This window comes from Vreelandella aquamarina, assembly GCF_900110265.1.
Taxonomy (GTDB): Bacteria; Pseudomonadota; Gammaproteobacteria; order Pseudomonadales; family Halomonadaceae; genus Vreelandella; species Vreelandella aquamarina.
This window is the reverse complement of the sequence record NZ_FODB01000061.1, coordinates 1-20930: the sequence shown is the minus strand read 5'-3', so window position 1 is coordinate 20930 and position 20930 is coordinate 1. Positions and strand designations below refer to the sequence as shown.

At 57.4% G+C, this 20930-nt stretch carries 16 protein-coding genes and 1 rRNA gene; 9 read left to right on the top strand and 8 right to left on the bottom strand.

The window, feature by feature from the left end; all coding sequences use genetic code 11:
- Together BMY49_RS14595 and lldD are read right to left on the bottom strand one after the other, a co-directional pair.
- Nucleotides 1-576: ribosomal RNA gene (locus tag BMY49_RS14595) — 16S ribosomal RNA — on the bottom strand; the annotation flags it as partial.
- A 490-nt stretch (nucleotides 577-1066) separates the two neighbouring features.
- Nucleotides 1067-2230 carry an FMN-dependent L-lactate dehydrogenase LldD gene (gene lldD / locus BMY49_RS14590; protein ID WP_089675913.1) on the bottom strand — a complete coding sequence of 388 codons (1164 nt, stop codon included), beginning with the start codon at nucleotides 2228-2230 and terminating at the stop codon, nucleotides 1067-1069.
- A 337-nt stretch (nucleotides 2231-2567) separates the two neighbouring features.
- Between lldD and BMY49_RS14585 the strand changes: the two genes are divergently transcribed.
- From BMY49_RS14585 to BMY49_RS14575, 3 genes are read left to right on the top strand one after another with little or no spacing between them, the layout of a single operon-like run.
- Nucleotides 2568-3338 (top strand): GntR family transcriptional regulator, encoded by a 771-nt coding sequence (locus tag BMY49_RS14585; protein WP_089675912.1) that lies wholly within the window; start codon nucleotides 2568-2570, stop codon nucleotides 3336-3338.
- Nucleotides 3335-5254 carry a sensor histidine kinase gene (locus BMY49_RS14580; protein ID WP_089675911.1) on the top strand — a complete coding sequence of 640 codons (1920 nt, stop codon included), beginning with the start codon at nucleotides 3335-3337 and terminating at the stop codon, nucleotides 5252-5254. Before BMY49_RS14585 ends, BMY49_RS14580 begins: the two co-directional genes overlap by 4 nt.
- Complete coding sequence (locus BMY49_RS14575) at nucleotides 5247-6629, top strand: sigma-54-dependent transcriptional regulator (RefSeq protein WP_089675910.1); 1383 nt, start codon at nucleotides 5247-5249, stop codon at nucleotides 6627-6629. The genes BMY49_RS14580 and BMY49_RS14575 overlap by 8 nt, the downstream gene beginning before the upstream one ends.
- Here BMY49_RS14575 and BMY49_RS14570 read toward each other — a convergent pair.
- The 3 genes from BMY49_RS14570 to BMY49_RS14560 all read right to left on the bottom strand — a co-directional run bounded on the left by BMY49_RS14570 (nucleotide 6605) and on the right by BMY49_RS14560 (nucleotide 9298).
- Entirely contained in the window at nucleotides 6605-7276 is a 672-nt protein-coding gene (locus tag BMY49_RS14570) for a metal-dependent hydrolase (RefSeq protein WP_089675909.1), read from the bottom strand. The two genes, BMY49_RS14575 and BMY49_RS14570, sit on opposite strands and share 25 nt — an antisense overlap.
- Before the next feature lie 90 nt (nucleotides 7277-7366).
- Nucleotides 7367-7918 (bottom strand): gamma carbonic anhydrase family protein, encoded by a 552-nt coding sequence (locus BMY49_RS14565; protein WP_089675908.1) that lies wholly within the window; start codon nucleotides 7916-7918, stop codon nucleotides 7367-7369.
- A gap of 39 nt (nucleotides 7919-7957) precedes the next feature.
- On the bottom strand, nucleotides 7958-9298 hold the full coding sequence (locus BMY49_RS14560) for a sodium-dependent transporter (RefSeq protein ID WP_089675907.1): 1341 nt from the start codon (nucleotides 9296-9298) through the stop codon (nucleotides 7958-7960).
- A 202-nt stretch (nucleotides 9299-9500) separates the two neighbouring features.
- Here BMY49_RS14560 and prlC point away from each other — a divergent pair, with 202 nt between their 5' ends.
- The 4 genes from prlC (at nucleotide 9501) to BMY49_RS14540 (ending at nucleotide 15424) form a co-directional block, all read left to right on the top strand.
- A complete protein-coding gene (gene prlC, locus BMY49_RS14555; RefSeq protein WP_089675906.1) occupies nucleotides 9501-11549 on the top strand; it encodes an oligopeptidase A in 2049 nt (682 codons plus the stop codon).
- Nucleotides 11550-11605: 56 nt separating this feature from the next.
- On the top strand, nucleotides 11606-11854 hold the full coding sequence (locus BMY49_RS14550; RefSeq protein ID WP_044630441.1) for a YheV family putative zinc ribbon protein: 249 nt from the start codon (nucleotides 11606-11608) through the stop codon (nucleotides 11852-11854).
- 284 nt (nucleotides 11855-12138) lie between these two features.
- Nucleotides 12139-13119 (top strand): TAXI family TRAP transporter solute-binding subunit, encoded by a 981-nt coding sequence (locus BMY49_RS14545; protein WP_089675905.1) that lies wholly within the window; start codon nucleotides 12139-12141, stop codon nucleotides 13117-13119.
- A gap of 100 nt (nucleotides 13120-13219) precedes the next feature.
- A complete protein-coding gene (locus tag BMY49_RS14540) occupies nucleotides 13220-15424 on the top strand; it encodes a TRAP transporter permease (protein ID WP_089675904.1) in 2205 nt (734 codons plus the stop codon).
- Between the two features lie 137 nt (nucleotides 15425-15561).
- Here BMY49_RS14540 and metF read toward each other — a convergent pair whose 3' ends face one another.
- Nucleotides 15562-16401 (bottom strand): methylenetetrahydrofolate reductase [NAD(P)H], encoded by an 840-nt coding sequence (gene metF, locus BMY49_RS14535; RefSeq protein WP_089675903.1) that lies wholly within the window; start codon nucleotides 16399-16401, stop codon nucleotides 15562-15564.
- Nucleotides 16402-16541: 140 nt separating this feature from the next.
- Between metF and BMY49_RS14530 the strand changes: the two genes are divergently transcribed.
- Entirely contained in the window at nucleotides 16542-17477 is a 936-nt protein-coding gene (locus tag BMY49_RS14530; RefSeq protein WP_058576729.1) for an AEC family transporter, read from the top strand.
- Here the strand turns inward: BMY49_RS14530 and ligB are convergent.
- A complete protein-coding gene (gene ligB / locus BMY49_RS14525) occupies nucleotides 17474-19147 on the bottom strand; it encodes an NAD-dependent DNA ligase LigB (RefSeq protein WP_062375332.1) in 1674 nt (557 codons plus the stop codon). The genes BMY49_RS14530 and ligB overlap by 4 nt on opposite strands.
- Before the next feature lie 213 nt (nucleotides 19148-19360).
- Nucleotides 19361-20581, bottom strand: a complete 1221-nt coding sequence (metK, locus tag BMY49_RS14520; RefSeq protein ID WP_062375330.1) for a methionine adenosyltransferase — start codon at nucleotides 20579-20581, stop codon at nucleotides 19361-19363.
- Between the two features lie 246 nt (nucleotides 20582-20827).
- Between metK and BMY49_RS18050 the strand changes: the two genes are divergently transcribed.
- A partial coding sequence (locus tag BMY49_RS18050; protein ID WP_143058136.1) for a hypothetical protein occupies nucleotides 20828-20930 on the top strand: 103 nt, incomplete at its 3' end.

The window sequence follows — 20930 nt, the reverse complement described above, 5'->3', positions numbered from 1 at the left end:
ACGCGCGCTTTACGCCCAGTAATTCCGATTAACGCTTGCACCCTCCGTATTACCGCGGCTGCTGGCACGGAGTTAGCCGGTGCTTCTTCTGCGAGTGATGTCTTTCCTAGCGGGTATTAACCGCTAGGCGTTCTTCCTCGCTGAAAGTGCTTTACAACCCGAGGGCCTTCTTCACACACGCGGCATGGCTGGATCAGGGTTTCGCCCATTGTCCAATATTCCCCACTGCTGCCTCCCGTAGGAGTTCGGGCCGTGTCTCAGTCCCGATGTGGCTGATCATCCTCTCAGACCAGCTACGGATCGTCGCCTTGGTGAGCCTTTACCTCACCAACTAGCTAATCCGACATAGGCTCATCCAATAGCGGGAGCCGGAGCCCCCTTTCTCCCGTAGGACGTATGCGGTATTAGCCTGGGTTTCCCCAGGTTATCCCCCACTATCGGGCAGATTCCTATGCATTACTCACCCGTCCGCCGCTCGTCACCCAAGAAGCAAGCTTCTCTGTGCTACCGCTCGACTTGCATGTGTTAGGCCTGCCGCCAGCGTTCAATCTGAGCCATGATCAAACTCTTCAGTTTACAATCATTGTGATCCTTACGTGTCACTCGAAAGCAACAAAAGCGGATCAAACTTGGCTCAAGGTTCAAACGAATTCGAAAGATGTGAACATCTCTCTTGTGCGCCTGCCTTGATATTTGGTGATTTATCACCCTCATCGGCAAGCGCCCACATGAATTACCTGATCAAATTGTTAAAGAGCTGTTTCGCTGTGCTGGCTCGATGACCTGAACCGTGTTGCCTCAGCGAGGAAGGCGTATTCTACGCACTTCCTAGTGTTTGTCAACCGCTGTTTTCAGCGAGTGAAGCGAGCGATCTAAACGACAACAAGACGGCTCTAACTTCCTGACAAACCAGAGGTTTTTCAACCTCCTTCACCGCTGGTAACGCTTGGCGTCCCCGGCAGCGGATGCGTACTTTACGGATTCGCGGCCGGGTTGGCAAGAGGGTTTTGTAAAAAAACTCCAATATTGTTCTGATACCTTATAGCGCCACTTTAACAGCCCTCTATTAAGAGGACTGGTTAATAGCAGCAATACCACTAGATACCAGCGATTCCGAGCTAAGGTCGGCAATGGTTCGCGCCCCAGTTAACGTCATTGCTACCTTCATCTCTTTCTCAAACAGCTCCAGCAGGTGAGCAACGCCCGCCTCTCCTGCCGTGGCCAATGCATAGATAAACGCACGGCCTATTAATGCAGTGTCTGCCCCCATGGCAATCATCCGCACCACATCTAACCCGCTGCGCACCCCAGAGTCAGCCAAAATCGTCAGATCACCTTTAACAGCATCGGCAATGGCGGGTAGCGCTCGCGCGGTAGAAGGCACACCATCTAACTGCCGACCGCCATGATTCGACACCACAATGCCATCGGCACCGAAACGCACCGCATCGCGAGCATCCTCAGGGTCAAGGATACCCTTGATAATCATCGGGCCATCCCAGAACTCACGAATCCACTCAAGATCCTTCCAAGAGATCGCGGGGTCGAAGTTATTGCCAAGCCAGGCAATATAATCCTCAAGCTCTGTGGGCTTACCACGGTAATCAGACACATTGCCCAGATCATGAGGCCGACCATGCACCCCCACATCCCACGCCCATAAAGGATGCATTGCTGCCTGCAGCATGCGCTTCATAGGGCCATTCTTACCACTCATTCCAGAGTGAGCATCTCGATAGCGCGCACCGGGCACCGGCATATCGACGGTAAAAATCAGTGTTTTCACACCTGCCTCTTTTGCCCGCTTCAGCACGTGCTTCATAAAGCCACGATCTTTCAGTACATAAAGCTGAAACCAGATAGGGCGCTCCACAGCGGCGGCCACTTCAGCAATTGGGCACACTGATACGGTAGATAGTGTAAAAGGTATTCCCTTTTTCGTTGCCGCACGCGCTGCCTGCACTTCACCACGTCTTGCGTACATCCCTGCCAAGCCCACAGGGGCTAAGGCAACAGGCATCGCCAGCTTTTCACCAAACAGCTCGGTTTCTAGTGAGAGCGACGACATATCTTTCAGCACCCGTTGGCGCAGCGCGACATCGCGAAGGTCATCAACGTTACGTCTTAGCGTATGCTCTGCGTACGAGCCGCCATCGGCATAGTGAAAGAGAAAGGGAGGAAGGCGGCGCTTAGCAGCTTGCCGGTAGTCCGTGGAGGCTGAAATGATCATGACGGGCCCTGTGCAATGGAGGCGTTCTTATAAGTAGCCATTAAGAGTAGGCGTTAATTCGCTAACGAGGGTTTTATAATGATGCTCTCTGTTAACAGTAACATGCCTGCTACCAAATCATATTGGTAATACCAATTTACAAAAAACTATTCAACAACGTTAATGAGATGCTCGCAGCGTGTCAAACGAAGATACCCACTGAAGCTTTCTTACCCCCTAGACTTTAGTTTAAACGCCATGCCGGTGATTGAGAGTTATTGCCTACCCTAGTTTGCCGCTTGAGCCTGATAAAGAAACGCCCTATCATTGGTCTTACCAATTAAGGGAGCACTTATCAATGACCTACCCACCGCTCCGTCAACAGCGCCTCGCCGATGTGATTACGGAACGTCTGGAAGCTATGATTCTGGAAGGTAGCCTTAAGCCAGGCCAACGCTTGCCACCAGAAAGAGAGCTTGCCGAACGCTTTGGCGTTTCACGGCCATCATTACGAGAGGCGATTCAAAAGCTGGCGGCCCGCGGCCTGCTCACCAGTCGCCAGGGCGGCGGCACTTTTGTAAATGAAACGCTCAGTAACGGCTACACCGATCCACTCCTGGAAATGCTATCTCGCCACAACGAATTCCATTTAGACTTATTGGAGTTCCGTGATGCTATGGAGGGCATTTCTGCCTATTACGCCGCCCTACGCTCCACACCAGCCGATAAAGCTGTGCTTATTCAGCGATTTGAGGAGCTTGATGGTGGCTTTGTGGGGGCTGATCCGGCTCAAGAGGCTAAGCTAGATGCGGCTTTTCACCTAGCTATTGCGGAGGCTGCCCATAACGTTCTGCTGCTTCACACGATCCGCGGCATTTTTCATCTGCTGGAACAGAGCATCGTGGATAACTTGGCCCACCTGTTCGCCAAACCCGACTCGCGTACCCAGCTAATGAAACAGCATCGTGCCTTGCTGGATGCCATTTTAGAGGGGCGCGCTGAAGATGCTCGGACCCGCGCCCACGAGCACTTAGTGTATGTAGAAGAAGGGCTGCTTGAGATGGCTAGAGCCGAAACTCGCGCCCAGCGCGCTCTACGTCGTGCCCAAGGCACTAATAGTCCCGCATGAGTAGTCACGTCAGCAGCACCGAGCGGCGCTGGCATCTGCTATGGCTTATCGCCATTCCCGTTGGGCTGCTGCTGTTTATGTGGCAGGCGGCTCAGTTCGCTCGTGAACAGGCACTTTCGAATCTTCAGGATGATGCCGAGAACGAGCTACGCCTCTCCGCGGCCAACTTGAACGGCTATCTGCTGCGCTACGACTACCTGCCACAAATGCTCGCCACGCGTGAAGGCGTTCAGCGCTTTTTGGACTCTCCTGATAGCCAAGACCCTATGCCGCTCAACCTGCTGCTGGATCGCTTTCGATTCACCTCAGGCGTCTCGGACGTGTACCTACTGGATCGCGACGCCGATACCATTGCCGCCAGCAACTGGCATCGTCCCAACACCTTCATTGGCCAGAACTATGCCTTCCGTAGCTACTACTCGGATGCCATCGCAGGCGGCCAGGGGCGTTTTTTTGGGCTAGGCATCAAGTCCCTGGAGCGCGGCTACTACTTCTCCTCACCGGTATGGCTGGACGATACCTCTCCCGATGCCAAACCGGATGGCGTTATCGTCGTCAAAGTACTATTGGATGACGTGGAAGAGAGCTGGGCAGAGCAGGATGCTGAGCTGTTTGTCTCTGACAGCGACAATATTATCTTTATGGCCAGCCACCCCGAACTGCGCATGAATGCACTGTATCCGCTTAGCGACGAGCAGCGCGCCACGCTCCGAGAAACCCGCCGTTATGCCATGGAGCCGCTGACGCCGTCCGGGATTCAACTGGATACCCCATACGGGCCCGGTAGTTACCTAGTGAGCTTTGCCCATGGCCCGCTCAGCGGCGGGCGCTATTTAAGCCTAACGCGGCTGATTCCTGAATTTGGCTGGCAAATGCATATTCTCAAACCGCTCACACCCGTCATCAATGCCCAGTGGATCGCCGCCCTCATGGCAGGCGGCCTCTATGGCGTGGTCGCGCTGGCGGGCGGCATAGGCTGGCAGCGCCTGCGGCTGCGTCGTGAGCGCGAGGCCTTTGCCGAGCGTGAGCGTCAAACGTTAGCCCGCGTGCGTGATGAGCTTGAAGTCAGCGTAGAGCGTCGTACCCGCGACTTAGTCGCCAGCAACCAACGTCTCTCTGATGAGATTGAAGAGCGAAGGCGAGCAGAGGCCAACTTACGCCAAACGCAGGACGAGCTTATTCAAGCCGCAAAGCTGGCCGTGCTTGGGCAGTTAGCCGCTGGGATTAATCATGAACTCAATCAACCCTTAGCAGCGATTCGTGCCTATGCTGAAAACGCACGGCGCTTTATTGAGCTCTCGCGAATTGAGAGCGCCGACGCCAATTTAGCGCAGATTGTAGAGCTCACTGAACGAATGGCCGATATCAGCGCCCAGCTACGCCAGTTCTCCCGCAAAAGCAGCGAGCGCCAAGAAACCATCTCTGTCCAAGCGTGTATTGAGTACGCGCTACGCCTTTTCCATAGCCGACTGCGCGATGATGGCATCCGTGTGGTTCAACAGTGGCCTGACGAGACTCTCTGGGTCAAAGGTGACTTAGTACGCTTGGAGCAAGTACTCGTTAACTTGATAGGCAATGCCGTACAGGCGATGAAAGAAGCTAAACAGCCTGTCTTAACCCTCAGCGCCGAGATCAGTAAAGAGCAAATCACCATTAGCGTGTTGGACAGCGGGCCGGGGATTGCGACCAATCACCTTGGGCATATTTTTGAGCCTTTTTTTACCACCAAAGCACCCGGTAGCGGGTTAGGGCTAGGACTCTCTATTTCCTCGCGTATTATGGAAGATCTTGGCGGCAAGCTGCAGGCCACGAATCTCGCCACGGGTGGCGCCTGTTTCACAGTCACCTTACCACGCTCAACGGCCCCGGAGCCCTCTACTGCCCGCCTAAAACAGGAGAATCAACCCCATGCATGAGCCGTCGACGCTGCCGGTCATGGTGATCGACGACGAACCGCATCTGCGTATCACCGCCAGCCAAACGTTAGAACTTGCGGGCTATACGCCCCACTGCTTTGAATCGGCCGAACAGGCACTGGCCGCTCTACCATCTGATTTCCCAGGCGTGATTGTCAGCGATATCCGCATGCCGGGCATGGGTGGTATGGAGTTGCTCCATGAGCTCCATAGCCGCGACGCCACCCTACCGATCATCCTGATCACCGGCCATGGTGATATCTCCACCGCCGTGGAGGCGATGCGGGCAGGTGCCTGGGATTTTCTGGAGAAGCCTTTCGCGGGCGACCAGCTTCTGGATGTGGTGAGGCGTGGCATAGAGAAGCGCCAGCTAAGCCTCGAAAACCTGCGCTTGAAGGCCGAGCTAGAGGTGCAGCAAGCCGCACTGGGCCCGCGCTTGGTTGGGCGAACGCCAGTGATCTCAAGGCTTGCCGCGATGATTCAGCGCATCAGCCAGGTGGAAGCCGACGTGCTGCTGTTTGGCGAAACGGGCACCGGCAAAGACCTCGTCGCCCGGGCCATTCACGAGCGCAGTGCCCGGCGTAACAGCCCCTTCATGGCCATCAACTGCGGCGCGGTGCCGGAAAACACCATCGAGTCCGAGCTGTTTGGCCATGAAAAAGGCGCCTTTACCGGCGCAGTCGAACGGCGCATTGGCAAATTCGAGCACGCCAACGGCGGCACGGTCTTTTTAGACGAGATCGAGTCGATGCCGTTGGCTCTACAGGTGAAGCTGCTGCGCGTGCTGCAAGAGCGCAGCGTGGAGCGCCTAGGGGCCAACGAAGCGGTGCCGCTCAATATTCGTGTTATCGCCGCCACCAAAGTGGATCTTAAAGTCGCCGCTGAAGAGGGCCGCTTTCGCGAGGATCTTTACTACCGGCTGAACGTTGTGACGCTACCGCTGCCTGCCCTGCGGGAAAGGCGGGAAGATATCCCGCTGCTGTTCCAACACTTTGCCGTGGTCGCCGCCAACCGCAGTGGCCTGGAAGCGCCTACCCTGGATAGCCACGCAGTAGCCGCCCTGCTGGCCCACGACTGGCCGGGAAACGTCCGCGAGCTGCGCAATCTAGCAGAACGCTATGTGCTATTAGGTGCGGCGTTCGACTACCGCCTGGATGTGCTGCTGGAAGGCGGCTCAGCAGATACACGAGAACCCACCCTGCCGCGCCAGGTTGAGCTATTCGAGAAGAGCTTGATCAGTCAGTCGCTAGCGCGCCACCAAGGACGAGTGACGGATGTTTGCCACCATTTAGGAATCCCCCGCAAAACGTTTTATGACAAGCTCAAAAAGCACGGTTTAAGCGCTGGCGACTATCGCCACAGCAGCGAACCCTGATGAAATAGCTCAACCAGCACTCCCCAAGGCGGCACCCAGGGCACCAAGATAAGCATGGCGATCAACATTAATAGGTTGGAAAGTGGACGGCGGGTATCACCAAGCTTTAGCGCAGTACCGAAAGAGCGCTTTAAGCGCGCCCCTTCGAGGTCGACGCTAAACAGTTCATCCAAACTCAAGTGAATAATAAACCCAAACAGTACTGCAGCCCCGTGGCTCCACGCCAGCCAGGCAGGCTGGGCAAGCAAGTGAAAGCTTAGCGCAGCCGTAGCCAACGCACACAGCCCTGCCGCCATGAGTGAATGCCAGATACCTCGATGCACTGTCAGGCGTGAAAAAAGCACGGCTGCCAAGTAGCGCACACTGAAGTAAATCCCACCACACGCCACGAGCAGTAGCCCAGGTGTTAACCACGGCTGCAGCAACAGCACACCCAGCACCAGCGAAGGCACTGATAAAATATTAAAAATCAGCCGGATAGAGCGAGAACGGTCAGCGTCAATGTCGGGCAGAATGCCGCCAAAGGCCACCAGGGCAATGACCAGCAGTGCTTGCGGTGCCACCCACCACTGCGCCTGCCAGCCAACGTAGGCCATTAGCGTGCCGCCCGCTGCTGCTACCGTTATATGCGTGCGAAAATTAGCCATGTCGCGGCACCCTGGAAAACTGGATAAATTACCAGATTTTCAGTGCGCGCAACATGGCTAGGTTAGAAAAAAGAGTGGCAAGGCAACCGCTTAGCGCTCTTTGTCAGCCTCATCAAGGAACTGATCTTTTAACTTAACGTAATTGCCTGCGGTATAGGGGAAGAAAGCCCGCTCTTTCTCCTTGAGCGGGCGCAGCGCCTTCGCAGGGTTACCGGCATAAACGTAGCCGCTCTCCAGCCGTTTACCCGGCGTTACCACCGCGCCAGCGGCAATAATCACCTCATCCTCGACCACCGCGCCATCCATCACAATCGCGCCCATTCCCACCAGGATACGGCTGCCCAGCGTGCAACCATGCAGGATGGCTTTATGGCCAATGGTGACATCCTCACCAATCGTGAGCGGGAAACCATCAGGATTGAAATCACTGGCGTGGGTAATGTGCAGCACGCTGCCATCTTGAACGCTGGTGCGCGCACCAATGGTGATGCGGTGCATATCGCCGCGAATCACCGTCATCGGCCATACCGAGCAGTCATCACCGAGCGTGACATTGCCAATCACCACGCTGGCGGGATCGATGTAGACACGCTCACCCAACTGCGGTGAAACGCCTTGATACGTTCGTAAGGCACTGCTCATGATTATCTCCTTAACACGATAAGGGGGCTGGAAGGCGCACTATAGCAACCCACCGAGTAAGACGATAAACGTCAGCGGAATCGACACCCAGCGAATCGTCGTACGCCATAGTAAATAGCCGCGCTCCCCCGCGTCCAATGCGCTGATGACACGCGCTTGTGGCATCACCCATGCGGCAAAAATCGCGATTAACAGCCCTCCCATAGGGAGGAAGATATCAGGGGGAATACTGCTTACCAGCTCAAAGACGTTACGCCCAAACAGCGGCCTGAATTCTGCCAGGGTTGAAAACGAGAACGCTGATAGCAAGCCGATTAACCATACGCTGAGCGCTACCGCCGCCGTTGCCGTACTGCGCCGCCAACCCAGCCCCTGCAACGTGGCCACCATTGGCTCGGCAAGGTTGATCGCCGAGGTCCAGGTGGCCAGCAGCAGCAGCAGGAAAAATACGCTGAGCCAGAACGAGCCCCAGGGCAACTCGGAAAACGCGATGGGCAGCGTCACGAACATCAGCCCTGGTCCATCGGCGGGGTCCATGCCCTGAGCAAACACCACCGAGAAAATCGCAATGCCCGCCAGCAGCGCCACGCTAATATCCAGCACCGCCACGGCAAAGGCCGCCTTCGGCAGGCTCTGCTCATCGGGCATATAAGCCCCATAAGCCATCAAGGCACATGCCCCCACCGCCAGCGTAAAGAACGCATGCCCCATGGCGTGCAGAACGACTTCTGCCGTCACATCTTCAAAAGAGGGCAAAAAGAGCCACGACAGCGCGGTACCAAAGCCCGACGTGGTCGTGGCGTAAATGGCTAATAGCAGCAGCAAACCGTATAGCAGCGGCATCAGCAGGTTATTGAGCCGCTCGAGCCCTTTGGCCACCCCAGCTGCTACCACCGTCATGGTCATGAAGAGGAACAGCGAGTGGTTGAAGATCAGCAGCCCAGGATTCGCCAGAAACGCTTCGAACCCTGCACCGATCTCAGCTGCGCTGGCACCGTTAAAGTTGCCATTTACCGAGGCCACTAAAAACTCAATCGACCAGCCGGAGACCACCGAGTAAAACGACAAAATACAGAACACGGTGAACGCGCCGAAGAGCCCCAGCCAGCGCCAGTGCCGTGAAGCCCCGGCTTCTGACGCCAGCACCCCCAGCGCCTGCATCGGCCCGCGCCGCCCGGCACGCCCAATCAGGATTTCCGCCATCATCACGGGAATGCCTAACAGCAGCACGAACGCTACGTAAATCAACAGGAAAGCAGCACCGCCGTTCTCTCCCGCCACATAGGGAAAGCGCCAAATATTACCCAGCCCAACCGCAGCACCTGTTACCGCCAAGATAAAGGCCCGCTTCGACCCCCAGCGCTCTAGCGTTTCACTCATTACTTGCTCCTGCCATGGGTGGCACTTGATTGGTGACACTTGCATATTACGGATATGGAAAGGCGGCAAGACTAGCAGGCGCCTGCCCCCAGGCCAAACGCTTGCAGCGGGTCAAGCATTGAAACAACGCCTCACTGCCCGCACTGTGTCATCATCAGCGCACGTTTTGTGCGCCCCTAACTTGATTGCTACCGAGGTGCTTATGTCCCGCAACCCGTTGCTAGAGAGCCACGAGCTTCCCCCTTTCGCCGACATTCGTGCCGACCACGTGGTACCCGCCGTGGAAACGCTGCTCGATGAGAGCCGCGAGGCGATTGATCGCCTCGCCCAACAGGCCGCTGCCACCTCCCCAACGTGGGACAACTTTGCCGCACCGCTGGAAGCAGTGAATGACCGTCTTTCCCAAGCTTGGTCGCCGGTGTCGCACCTCAACGGCACCATGAATACCCCAGAGCTGCGCGATGCTTACCAAGCCTGCTTGGAAAAACTCTCTGCGTTTGGCACCTGGGTCGGTCAGCACGAAGGGCTATTTAAGGGCTGGCAGGCGCTGAAAGAGAGCGAGAGCTGGGCAACGCTAACAATTGCCCAGCAACGCACGGTGGATAATGCCCTGCGCGATTTCCGACTGGCCGGGGTCGACCTACCGGCGGATAAGAAGGCACGCTACGGCGAGATTCAGTCCCGCCTCTCTACGCTTTCTAACCAGTTCTCCAACAACGTTCTGGACGCCACCCAGGCATGGCATAAAGACATTCAGGATCGCGACGCGCTGGCAGGCGTTCCTGAGAGCGCTCTGGAAACTCTTAAAGCCCAGGCAGACGCTAAAGGCGTTGATGGCTACCGCATTACGCTGGATTTCCCCAGTTTCTTCCCCATCGTCAGCTACGCCGACAGCCGCGAGCTGCGCGAGGAAGTGTATACCGCCTTTGTGACCCGCGCCTCCGACCAGGACCCCAACGCGGGCAAGTTCGACAACGCCCCCATTTTGGAAGAGATTCTGGCCCTGCGTCAGGAACTGGCGCGGCTGTTGGGCTTCGACACCTACGCCGACTACTCGCTAACTACCAAAATGGCAGACTCCCCCGCGCAGGTGCTGGACTTCCTGGAAGACCTCGCCCGCCGCGCCAAGCCGCAAGCGCAGAAGGAGTTTGCCGAACTCAGCGCCTACGCCCGTGACGAGCTAGGTATCGATGCTCTCAAACCTTGGGATGTCGCCTACGCCAGCGAGAAACTGCGCGAAGCACGCTACGCTATTTCCCAAGAGCAGCTTCGCCCCTACTTCCCCGCGCCGCGGGTCGTGGATGGCTTGTTCCAAGTCGTCGAGCGTCTTTACAACGTTCAGGTAAAAGAAGACAGCAGCGCTCCGAGCTATCACGACGACGTGCGCTTCTTCCGTATTACCGAACAGGGCAAACCGATTGCTGGGTTCTATCTGGATCTCTACGCCCGCGAAGGTAAACGGGGCGGTGCGTGGATGGCCGACTGCCGGGTACGCCGTAAAACCGAGAACGGCGTGCAGCTCCCAGTGGCCTTCTTGACCTGCAACTTCACCGCGCCAGTAGGCGGTAAACCTGCGCTGCTGACCCATGATGAGGTGACCACGCTGTTCCACGAGTTTGGTCACGGCTTGCACCATATGCTAACCAAGCAAGAGGTGGCAGACGTGTCAGGCATCAACGGCGTGGCCTGGGATGCGGTTGAGCTGCCCAGCCAGTTTATGGAGAACTACTGCTGGGAGCGGGAAGGTCTCGACCTGCTAGCTAAACACGTAGACACCGGCGAACCGCTGCCAGACGTTCTGTTCGAGCGTCTGCAAGCGGCGAAAAACTTCCAGTCCGCCATGGGCATGATGCGCCAAATTGAGTTTTCACTGTTTGACGTGCGCCTTCACCACGAGCTGGAAGCCCCCTCAGCCAGCGATGTACAAACGCTGCTGAACGATGTTCGCAGCCAAACCTCCGTCGTGCCCGTGGTCGACTTCAACCGCTTCCAAAATAGCTTCAGCCATATTTTTGCGGGCGGTTACGCTGCCGGCTACTACAGCTACAAGTGGGCAGAAGTGCTCTCCGCCGATGCCTGGAGCGCCTTTGAAGAAGCCGGGATTTTTGACCCAGACACTGGCCAGCGCTTCCGCGAGGAAATTCTGGAGCAAGGCGGTGCGCGGGATGCCGCCGAGCTATTCCGTGCCTTCCGAGGCCGCGAACCTAGCGTCGAACCGCTGCTGCGCCATAGCGGTATTCGCGCCGCCTAAGCTGGCTATTTTTATCCGGTGCGGCGGCGTTGCCGCCGCACGTTGGGAGTGTATGTATGTCGAGTATTAAGCGTTTTATTGCAGGCGTGACCTGCCCCCGCTGTGCCGCCATGGACCGCATTCGTGCGTGGGAGCAGCACGGCATCCGCTACCGTGAATGCGTGAGCTGTGATTTCTTCGAACAGCTGCCCATTGAAGACGAAGCGACCCCCGAGCTCACTACACGAGTGAATCAGGTGCGTGATGAGCAAAAAATCCAGGATGTGCAGCCGGTTCGCATTCTTGACCCAGGTAAAAACAAATAACGCCCCTCTCTAGCGGTGCAGTGGCTGCATCGCTAGGCGCCCCCCTTTGAAAAGTGTGCGAAAAACCGCACACCACCCTATCTAGAGCGTGCGAAAAGCCAGACACTTAATGGCTTTTACTTTTCAACCAAAGTTGAAGAGAAAATTCTTAATGCATTGATTTCTATATTAAATCGTATATGTGGCACAAGTATCGCTCTATATAAGCTGCTTAATGATAAAGCACTGGCGGTGTCCCACACGCGCCAGACGATAATCCCAATAACAGCTTAGGAAATCTCGCCATGCGCAATACGATGCCCAAAACTGTCGCTCTGCTCGCAGGCAGCGCGTTACTTGCTGCAGGCACTGCCCATGCGGACCGCTCTGAATGGCCCACTAACTTTACTGTTGGTACGGCAAGTCAAGGCGGCACCTACTTCGTTTATGGCTCTGGCTGGGCAAACTTCATCGCCGATGAGCTCGGTGTTTCAGGCGGCGGCGAAGTGACTGGTGGCCCTACCCAAAACCTGGCGCTAGTACATAGTGGCGATATGGCGTTTGGCCTAACCACTATGGGTCCGGCATCCGATGCCATCAAAGGCGACAGCCCGCTGGCACCTGGCCTAGTCATGGACAACGTTTGCGCGCTGTTCCCGATGTATGAAACCCCGTTCTCTATCGCTGCGCTCTCTAGCTCCGGTATTGAAACTATTTCCGACATCCCCGACGGTGCGCGCATCGGTTTCGGCCCAGCGGCGTCTACCTCTGACACCTACTTCCCGGCCATGCTGGAAACCCTGGGTGTGAACTTCGAGCGTCGTAACGGCGGCTGGTCGGATCTGGGTGGCCAGCTTCAGGACGGTCTGCTGGACGTTGTCGCCTTTGCAGCAGGCATCCCGATTCCGGCAGTTAGCCAGCTGGAAGTCCAAACCGACGTGAATATCATCGAATTTACCGAAGAAGAGCTGGCGACTGTGCTGGACAACTATCCGGTTGCTGAGTTCACCATCCCCGCCAGCACTTACACCACGCTGGAAGAGGATGCTCGCGCCGTTTCCATGTGGAACTTCGCCATTGCCGGTTGCGACCTGCCGGAAGACTTCATCTATGAAGTCACGAAAGCCACGATGGAAAACAATGATCGGATGCGCGACGTACACCGCAGTGCTGAAACCAGCATTCCGGAAAACATCGTGCACAACACGGTACTGCCTTTCCACCCAGGCGCAGCACGCTGGTACGAAGAGAACGGTTACGATATCTCTGACGACATGATCAAGTAAGCTCCACGCACCATCGCGCTGCCCCGCTGCCGACCCTGTCGGGCGGGGCAGCGTTTGCTCTTGCCCCCTTTCTCTGCTTTTGCTGTGAGGGTGACCTCTGATGAGTCACAATACCAACCAAGACCCCAACGGCCTCAAGGATGACGCCTTAGCTGCTTCATCAACGCCAGAATCGATTGCTGATGGCGTCGATGAAGAAGTTGTTGAGCCCAACCGCCGCCTGTTCGTTGGCTGGCAGTTCCTATTATTTGCAGCACTGGCGATTGCCTATTCAGGTTTCCACCTGTTTTCACTCAACGTGTACCCCATGGAAACCTGGTCGTTCCGTATCGTACACATCGCCGGTGCGTTAATTTTGGGTTACGGGCTGTTTGCCGGTGCCCGCTTTGCTGAAGATGACCAGCAAGCCTCTCCGGCTTGGCTGAAATGGGTAAGCTATGCGCTGTTGATCCCTGCGGTTTACTCGCTGGTGCAAGTATTCTTGATGCAGCAGGCCATCAACGGCGGTGCCATGCGCATCGACCCGGCCGTGGAGACGCTGCACTTTGGCTATCCGCTGATGGCCACCACGGCGGTTGCCATCGTGCTCTCCTGGTTCTACCGCCAGGCGCGCCACCGTTTTAACGCCGCTGATCTCGTGCTCATGGTGTGTGCACTGGCCAGCGCGGGCTACCTGCTGATGGCGTTCAACACCACCATGCGGATGTCTACCGGCACCTCGTTTGCGCCGCCCGGCATCTCTTGGGCAGCCATTGCGGGCTCGCTGCTGATTCTCGAACTGACTCGCCGTGTGGCAGGTTTAGCGCTGGTCGTCATTTCAGCCGTGTTTCTGACCTACGTCTTTGCAGGCCCCTATTTACCCGGCTTCCTGGGCTACCCTGGTCTATCGGTCCAGCGCTTCTTTAGTCAGGTCTATACCGATGCGGGCATACTCGGCCCGACCACGGCGGTCTCGTCCACCTATATTATTCTGTTCATCATTTTTGCCGCCTTCTTGCAGGCGTCTAAAGTGGGCGACTACTTCGTCAACTTCGCCTTTGCCGCGGCAGGTCGTGCTCGCGGCGGCCCGGCTAAGGTGTCTATCTTTGCTTCTGGCTTAATGGGAATGATCAACGGCACCTCCGCAGGCAACGTGGTATCGACAGGCTCACTCACTATTCCTCTGATGAAGAAAGTGGGCTACCCGGCACGTAGCGCCGGTGCCATTGAAGCAGCCGCTTCTACCGGTGGACAGATCATGCCGCCCATCATGGGGGCAGGTGCCTTCATCATGGCAGAGGTCACCGGCATTCCTTATACCGAAATTGCCGTTGCAGCCTTGATTCCTGCCATTCTGTACTTCGCCTCTATCTACTTCATGGTGGATTTTGAAGCCGCGCGTAAAGGCATGCGGGGAATGCGTAAGGACGAGATTCCGCTATTTTCGAAGCTGGTGAAACAGGTCTACCTGTTTGCGCCGATTATTATTCTGATTGCCGCCCTCTTCATGGGCTACTCAGTGATTCGTGCCGGTACCCTGGCCACCGCATCAGCGGCGGTCGTTAGCTGGATTTCACCCAATAAAATGGGCATTCGCGCCATTTTAAGGGCCCTTCAGCTAGCAGGTACGATGTCCATCCAGATCATCGCCGTGTGTGCCTGCGCGGGCCTGATTGTGGGCGTTATCTCGCTGACCGGTGTAGGTGCGCGCTTCTCTTCGCTGCTGCTGGGCTTGGCGGGCGTTAGCCAGCTGTTGGCACTGTTCTTTGCGATGCTGATCAGCATCATGCTGGGGATGGGCATGCCCACCACGGCGGCATACGCGGTGGCGGCATCGGTCGTGGCACCGGGCTTGATCAACATTGGTATCGAGCCACTCGTCGCCCACTTCTTCGTGTTTTACTTCGCCGTGGTATCAGCCATTACCCCGCCCGTGGCGCTTGCGTCTTACGCAGCCGCCGGTATTTCTGGGGATAATCCCATGGGCACCTCGGTGGCGTCGTTCAAGATTGGCTTGGCGGCGTTTATCGTGCCGTTTATGTTCTTCTACAGCCCGGCGATGCTGATGGAAGGCTCCGCCATGCAGATCCTGCGCGTTGGCCTCACCGCCACGCTAGGCATTGTGTTGCTCTCGGGCATGGTTCAGAAGTGGTTCTTCGGTCCGGTGAACTTACCCCAGCGCTTAGTGATGCTGGTCGGTGCCATGTTCTTGATCTACGGCGGCATCTACACCGACATTGTTGGCCTAGCGATTGGTACGGTGCTGTTTATCATGCAGCGCAAGCAGCATGGTGGCAAAGGCAAGGCAACGGCAAGCGCTGCGTAAACCGTTACGTTACTAGAGCCAAGCTATGCACTAGCCGGAACCGAGAGGTTCCGGCTTTTTTTCGTACCTTTAGAACTACCATAAAAAAACCGGCCCGCATCAAAGATGCAGGCCGGTATCATCATCAGGCGACAGCGTTAGCTCAGATTATCCACCACCTTCAACACTGGGGTCGCCTGATTCAGCGTGTAGAAGTGCAGGCCCGGCGCGCCGCCGTCCAGCAGGCGTTCACACAGGCGAGTCACTACATCGGTACCAAAGGCGGCAATGGCGTCGCTGTCATCGCCGTAGGCTTCTAACTGCTTGCGAATCCAGCGGGGAATTTCCGCGCCGCAGGCATCGGAAAACCGCGCCAGCTTGGTGTAGTTGGTGATCGGCATGATGCCGGGAATGATCGGCTGCTCGACGCCCAGCGCACGCGCTTTATCAACGAAGTGGAAGTAGGCATCGGCGGTAAAGAAGTACTGGGTAATCGCCATGTTGGCACCCGCATTCATCTTGCGGGCAAAGTTTTCCACATCCTTATCGAGGCTGGGGGCCTGTGGATGAGATTCCGGATACGCCGCGACCGCGATGTCAAAGTGGTCGCCCGTCTCGTCACGAATGAACTCTACCAATTCATTGGCGTAGCGCAGCTCTCCGATACTGGCCATCCCGGAGGGCATGTCACCGCGCAGGGCCACTAGGCTATCGACGCCCTCTTCCCGGTACTGCGCCAGTAAGTCGCGCAGCTGAGCCTTTTCGCTGCCGATGCAGGAGAGGTGCGGCGCCGTGGTGATGCCACTTTGGCTAACGGTGCGCACGATATCCCGAGTGCGCGCCTGAGTGGAGCCACCCGCGCCGTAGGTGACCGAGAAGAAACGCGGGTTACGAGCGGCCAGCTCATCACGCACGTGAATTAGCTTCTCCCGACCTGCATCGGTGTTGGGCGGAAAGAATTCAAAGCTAATACCTAACGGATGCTCTTGGCTGCTCATGGTTTGTCCTCGCAGTGCGGTAACGTGATCATTATTTAGGGTATTCTCGCTGCTTCGCCGCGCAGCGGCTAATGAAAGATTCCACGGTCGACCTTCAATTCGGCTCATGTTGGCACTACCGCGTCTATCAAGGAGGAGATATGGACTTAGCACCCAGCGCTTTAATGGGCCCGCTGCTCATGCTGTTAGGGTATGTGGGGCTGGGCTTTATTGCCGCCCAACGGTTGAAAATAGACCCGCGCCCGATTGCTACCTTGTTGGTGTACCTGATCGCGCCGCTGACAATTTTTCGCGCGCTGATGAATGGCGGCCCCACCTTAGAGTATTTGGTGCTCACCCTGGCGATGTTTCTATTGGTCAGCGCCATGGCACTGGCCGTGCGCTGGGCTACCCAACACCGCTTTGGCCCGCAGGAAGGCGCGCTGCTGGCGTTCTCTTCTGGCACCGGTAATACCGGCTACTTTGGGCTGCCCGTCGCGCTGATTCTGCTACCGCCGGAAGGGGTGACGCTGTACCTCTTCTGCATGCTGGGCATCAACCTGTATGAGTTCACGGTGGGGTTTTATTTGAGCGCCCGGGGCCACTTCTCGGTACGCCAGAGCCTCGCCAAAATTGCCCGCCTGCCGCTGATTTATGCCTTTTTCCTAGCACTGCTGCTAAACGCACTCAACGCCACGCTGCCTGAGTCACTGATGAGTTCGTTAGCCGTTTTCCCCGCCACCTATACCCTGCTGGGTATGATGATTATTGGCATGACGTTAAGCCAGGTCACCCTCGCCGCGTGGGATACACGCTTTGTGGCGACCTGCGTGGGCCTGCGCTATCTGCTCTGGCCGCTGGTGATGCTGGGGGCGGTGCTGGTGCTCCAGCAGTTCACGCCACTCGCACCGGAGCTGGCGATGGCACTGCTGCTATTGGGCGTGGTGCCCATGGCCTCTAACGTGGTGGTCGTGGCGATGGAGTTGGGCATTCAGCCGCAGAAAGGTGCTTTAGCGGTACTCACCACCACGCTGCTGGCACCGCTGTTGATACCGCTCTATCTGGGGCTGATGCTGCGGCTCACCGGGCTCGGTTAAAACCCATCGACGCCCGCCAGCTGCAGCAGGCGGGCCATGCGCTGAACGTCTGGGTGGCTGAAGAAGGCAACGAGCGCTTCGCCGCGCACCGGGCCAACGCCAGGCACGGCTTGCCAATCGGTTCGAGAGTAGCCCGCGAGGGTGTACCAATCACCCAGCCCAGCGTCGCCACCGGGGGGCATTCCCAGCGCCGTCAGCCATGTCGCATAGGGCGCTTGGCGCGCCGCGTCGAACTGTGCCATCAGCGCTGCGGCGGTGGTAGCGCCAATACCGTGGGCCTGTTGAAGCTGCTCCGGCGTTAGTGCCAACCAACCCAATAGTTCCGTAACCACACCGGCCTCCATCAGCGCCTGCCAAGTGCCTTCGCCAATTCCACGCATGCCCAGCTGCTCGCTGAGATAGGTTAAGCGGGCCAGCAATTGGGCGCTGCATTCTGATGTTCGCTCGGGCGTTAGCGTAAAGCAGCTCAACAGATGGTAACGCTCGGGCGGCGGGGCGCTTAGGGCGGCTCTTTCACGTGTTTGCCACACCACGCTGTCTACCTGAGGAATCGTCAGGCCCGCCAGCGTCACCGCCACTTGGTCACCTGGTCGCACGTCCCACGCCTGCCAGCGCTCCAATGAGCCCAGCGACACGCGACTGATGCGCCGCCCTTCCAGAGTTACCGGGTAGAGCCATAGCAGCGGCGTTACGCGCCCAGTTCGCCCCACCCGAAACTCGACCCCGCGCACCTGGGCTAGCGCCTGCTGAGACGGATACTTCCATGCTACCGCCCACTCAGGGGGCGATGACGACCAGCTACGCACGCTAGGGCGATCAGCCTGTTTTAACACCACACCGTCGGTGGCAAACGGCAGCGGGCCGTTGAACCACCGCTCGCGCCACTCGGCGGCCGCCTCCTGGCCGCTGATCGAGTGGGTGTAATCGGCCGTATCGAAACCCAGCGCCGTCAGTTGTGCCAGCCGTTCGGTCATCTGCGTCGGGCCATCCGGCCAATCCCATACGAATAATCCGATGCGATTCAGCGTCTCTTGGCTTGGGTCGCGCTGCGCCATGGCACCGGCCACGGCACCTCGGGCACCCGAATCTGGCTGGCGTGCCTGCACGTGATTATCCAGCCGCCAGTAAAGCTCGCCCTGCAGCACCGCAGAGACGGGCTCAGGAAGCGTAACGGGCACACCGGGCAGCTGCTGAACCCGCGCCGTCCAATCCTGCCCCCGCTCGCCGTCTCCACGGCTAACCGCCTCGACGAGCTCCCCGCCCTGGTAACGCAGCGTCACCGCCACACCATCCACCTTGGGTTGAATCCATAGGTCTTCGCGGCGGCTGGTAAAGCGTCGAATGCCGTCCTCATCGGCTTTCGTGAGTCCGGTTTGGGCGGCCGGATGGGTGCGGGTACCGCTGCTGCTCGTGATGCGGGTCAGAGGCCGATGGGGAATCGGTGAATCTAAGCAAGCTTGCCAGTTTTCCAGCCGTGCCAGCGCCTGGTCGTACAGCTCATCAGCAATCAGCGATTCGCCGTTATCATGGTAGGCGCGGTCCCATACTTTGATATGTTCGGCTAGCGCCTGGGTTTCCAGCGCCAGCCGCTCGGCGGGCCAGTCGGGGCAGGTGTCTGCCTGTGCGGAAAAAGTGACACTCATTAACCAAGCTGCCGCTAGGTTCGCCATTCCTGTTATTCGCCGACCCGACATACGCATCCTCACGTGGTAAACGGGAAATTTTCAGCCCTTATTAAAATTAACTTATATGAAACTGACAGAGATGCAATGCGCAGAAAGCCACTCTCGGAGCCGGTTTCGACCCATAAAAAAAGCGCCCCCTGGCGTGAACCAAGGGGCGCTTTTCGCTAACCCATGACGCTCATTGCGCTTACGGGAAGCTTATAGGCCAGCGGCCTGGCGCAGCGCGTCTGCTTTGTCAGTTTTTTCCCACGGGAAGGCTGTAAACGTCTCGGTGTGCGTTTCGCCTTTGTCGTCTACCCAGCTGTAGCTGTGCTCGAACGGCTCGCGGCCAAAGTGGCCATAAGCCGCCGTCAGACGGTACATCGGGTGCAGCAGATCCAGCATCTTGGTGATCGCGTAGGGGCGCAGATCGAAGTGCTCGCGCACCAGCTCGACGATTTTCGCGTCGTCGATTTTGCCAGTACCGAAGGTGTCGATAGACACCGAGGTAGGCTCTGCCACGCCAATGGCGTAGGAGACCTGAATCTCGCACTTGTCCGCCAGGCCCGCTGCTACGACGTTTTTCGCCACATAGCGGCCAGCGTACGCGGCGCTGCGGTCTACTTTCGACGGATCTTTACCCGAGAACGCACCGCCACCGTGGCGCGCCATGCCGCCGTAGGTATCGACGATGATCTTACGACCGGTCAGGCCACAGTCGCCCACCGGGCCGCCAATCACGAACTTGCCGGTCGGGTTGATGTGGTACTGGGTATTGGCATCCAACCACTCAGCGGGAATCACCTGCTCAATGACTTCACGCTTAATCATTTTGCGCAAGTCTTCCTGGTCGATTTCCGGATCGTGCTGAGTCGACAGAACAATCGCATCGACGCCACACGGTTGGCCTTCAGCGTTATAGCGGAAAGTCACCTGACTTTTGGCATCCGGACGCAGCCACGGCAACAGGCCGTTTTTACGCAGCTCCGCCTGACGCTCGACCAAACGGTGCGAGTAGTGGATCGGCGCAGGCATGAACGAATCGGTTTCGTTCGTGGCGTAGCCAAACATCAGGCCCTGGTCGCCCGCGCCTTGATCTTCCGGCTTGGTACGATCAACGCCCTGAGCAATATCGACACTCTGCTTGCCAATCAGGTTGATGACGCCGCACGTGGCACCGTCGAAGCCCACCTGAGAAGAGGTGTAGCCGATATCGGTAATCACATCACGCACCAGCGTCTCTAGATCCACCCACGCGGAGGTGGTGATCTCACCGGCAATAATGGCAACGCCCGTCTTCACCATCGTTTCACAGGCAACGCGGGCCTGTTTATCCCGGGCGATAATGGCATCTAACACCGCGTCTGAAATCTGGTCGGCAATCTTATCGGGATGGCCTTCGGAAACGGACTCGGAGGTAAACAGGGAATATTCGCTCATCGCGCACTCGACCCTCTGTATGACGGCTGCTCTGTTATGACCGCAGCATCAGCAGGAAATCATGGCAGGAAGTTCCCTGCCCGTATAAAGAAGCGGCACCATCACTTTCACCACCACTTCGGGAGCCAGAGTCTACACGCTGTTGCAAGTTCTTCCCACAACGTGCCCCTGAGAATTTGCCGCCGCCGGGGAAGTCAGCGACAATAGCACCTTTATTCTTTCCGTTTTCAGGCGAGGAGCACCCCCATGCCGTCCCGTTTTGAGCTGGCCAATGCCATTCGCGCCCTTTCCATGGATGCTGTTCAGAAGGCCAAATCCGGCCACCCTGGCGCCCCCATGGGTATGGCTG

What these genes read in the sequence shown, in the direction of transcription:
- BMY49_RS14545 (WP_089675905.1), top strand. Translation starts at nt 12,139, where the DNA reads ATGCGCAATACGATGCCCAAAACTGTCGCTCTGCTCGCAGGCAGCGCG.
- ligB (WP_062375332.1), bottom strand. Translation starts at nt 19,147, where the DNA reads ATGGCGAACCTAGCGGCAGCTTGGTTAATGAGTGTCACTTTTTCCGCA.
- prlC (WP_089675906.1), top strand. Translation starts at nt 9,501, where the DNA reads ATGTCCCGCAACCCGTTGCTAGAGAGCCACGAGCTTCCCCCTTTCGCC.
- BMY49_RS14585 (WP_089675912.1), top strand. Translation starts at nt 2,568, where the DNA reads ATGACCTACCCACCGCTCCGTCAACAGCGCCTCGCCGATGTGATTACG.
- BMY49_RS14580 (WP_089675911.1), top strand. Translation starts at nt 3,335, where the DNA reads ATGAGTAGTCACGTCAGCAGCACCGAGCGGCGCTGGCATCTGCTATGG.
- metF (WP_089675903.1), bottom strand. Translation starts at nt 16,401, where the DNA reads ATGAGCAGCCAAGAGCATCCGTTAGGTATTAGCTTTGAATTCTTTCCG.
- BMY49_RS14575 (WP_089675910.1), top strand. Translation starts at nt 5,247, where the DNA reads ATGCATGAGCCGTCGACGCTGCCGGTCATGGTGATCGACGACGAACCG.
- BMY49_RS14560 (WP_089675907.1), bottom strand. Translation starts at nt 9,298, where the DNA reads ATGAGTGAAACGCTAGAGCGCTGGGGGTCGAAGCGGGCCTTTATCTTG.
- BMY49_RS14570 (WP_089675909.1), bottom strand. Translation starts at nt 7,276, where the DNA reads ATGGCTAATTTTCGCACGCATATAACGGTAGCAGCAGCGGGCGGCACG.
- BMY49_RS14530 (WP_058576729.1), top strand. Translation starts at nt 16,542, where the DNA reads ATGGACTTAGCACCCAGCGCTTTAATGGGCCCGCTGCTCATGCTGTTA.
- lldD (WP_089675913.1), bottom strand. Translation starts at nt 2,230, where the DNA reads ATGATCATTTCAGCCTCCACGGACTACCGGCAAGCTGCTAAGCGCCGC.
- BMY49_RS14565 (WP_089675908.1), bottom strand. Translation starts at nt 7,918, where the DNA reads ATGAGCAGTGCCTTACGAACGTATCAAGGCGTTTCACCGCAGTTGGGT.
- BMY49_RS14540 (WP_089675904.1), top strand. Translation starts at nt 13,220, where the DNA reads ATGAGTCACAATACCAACCAAGACCCCAACGGCCTCAAGGATGACGCC.
- BMY49_RS14550 (WP_044630441.1), top strand. Translation starts at nt 11,606, where the DNA reads ATGTCGAGTATTAAGCGTTTTATTGCAGGCGTGACCTGCCCCCGCTGT.
- metK (WP_062375330.1), bottom strand. Translation starts at nt 20,581, where the DNA reads ATGAGCGAATATTCCCTGTTTACCTCCGAGTCCGTTTCCGAAGGCCAT.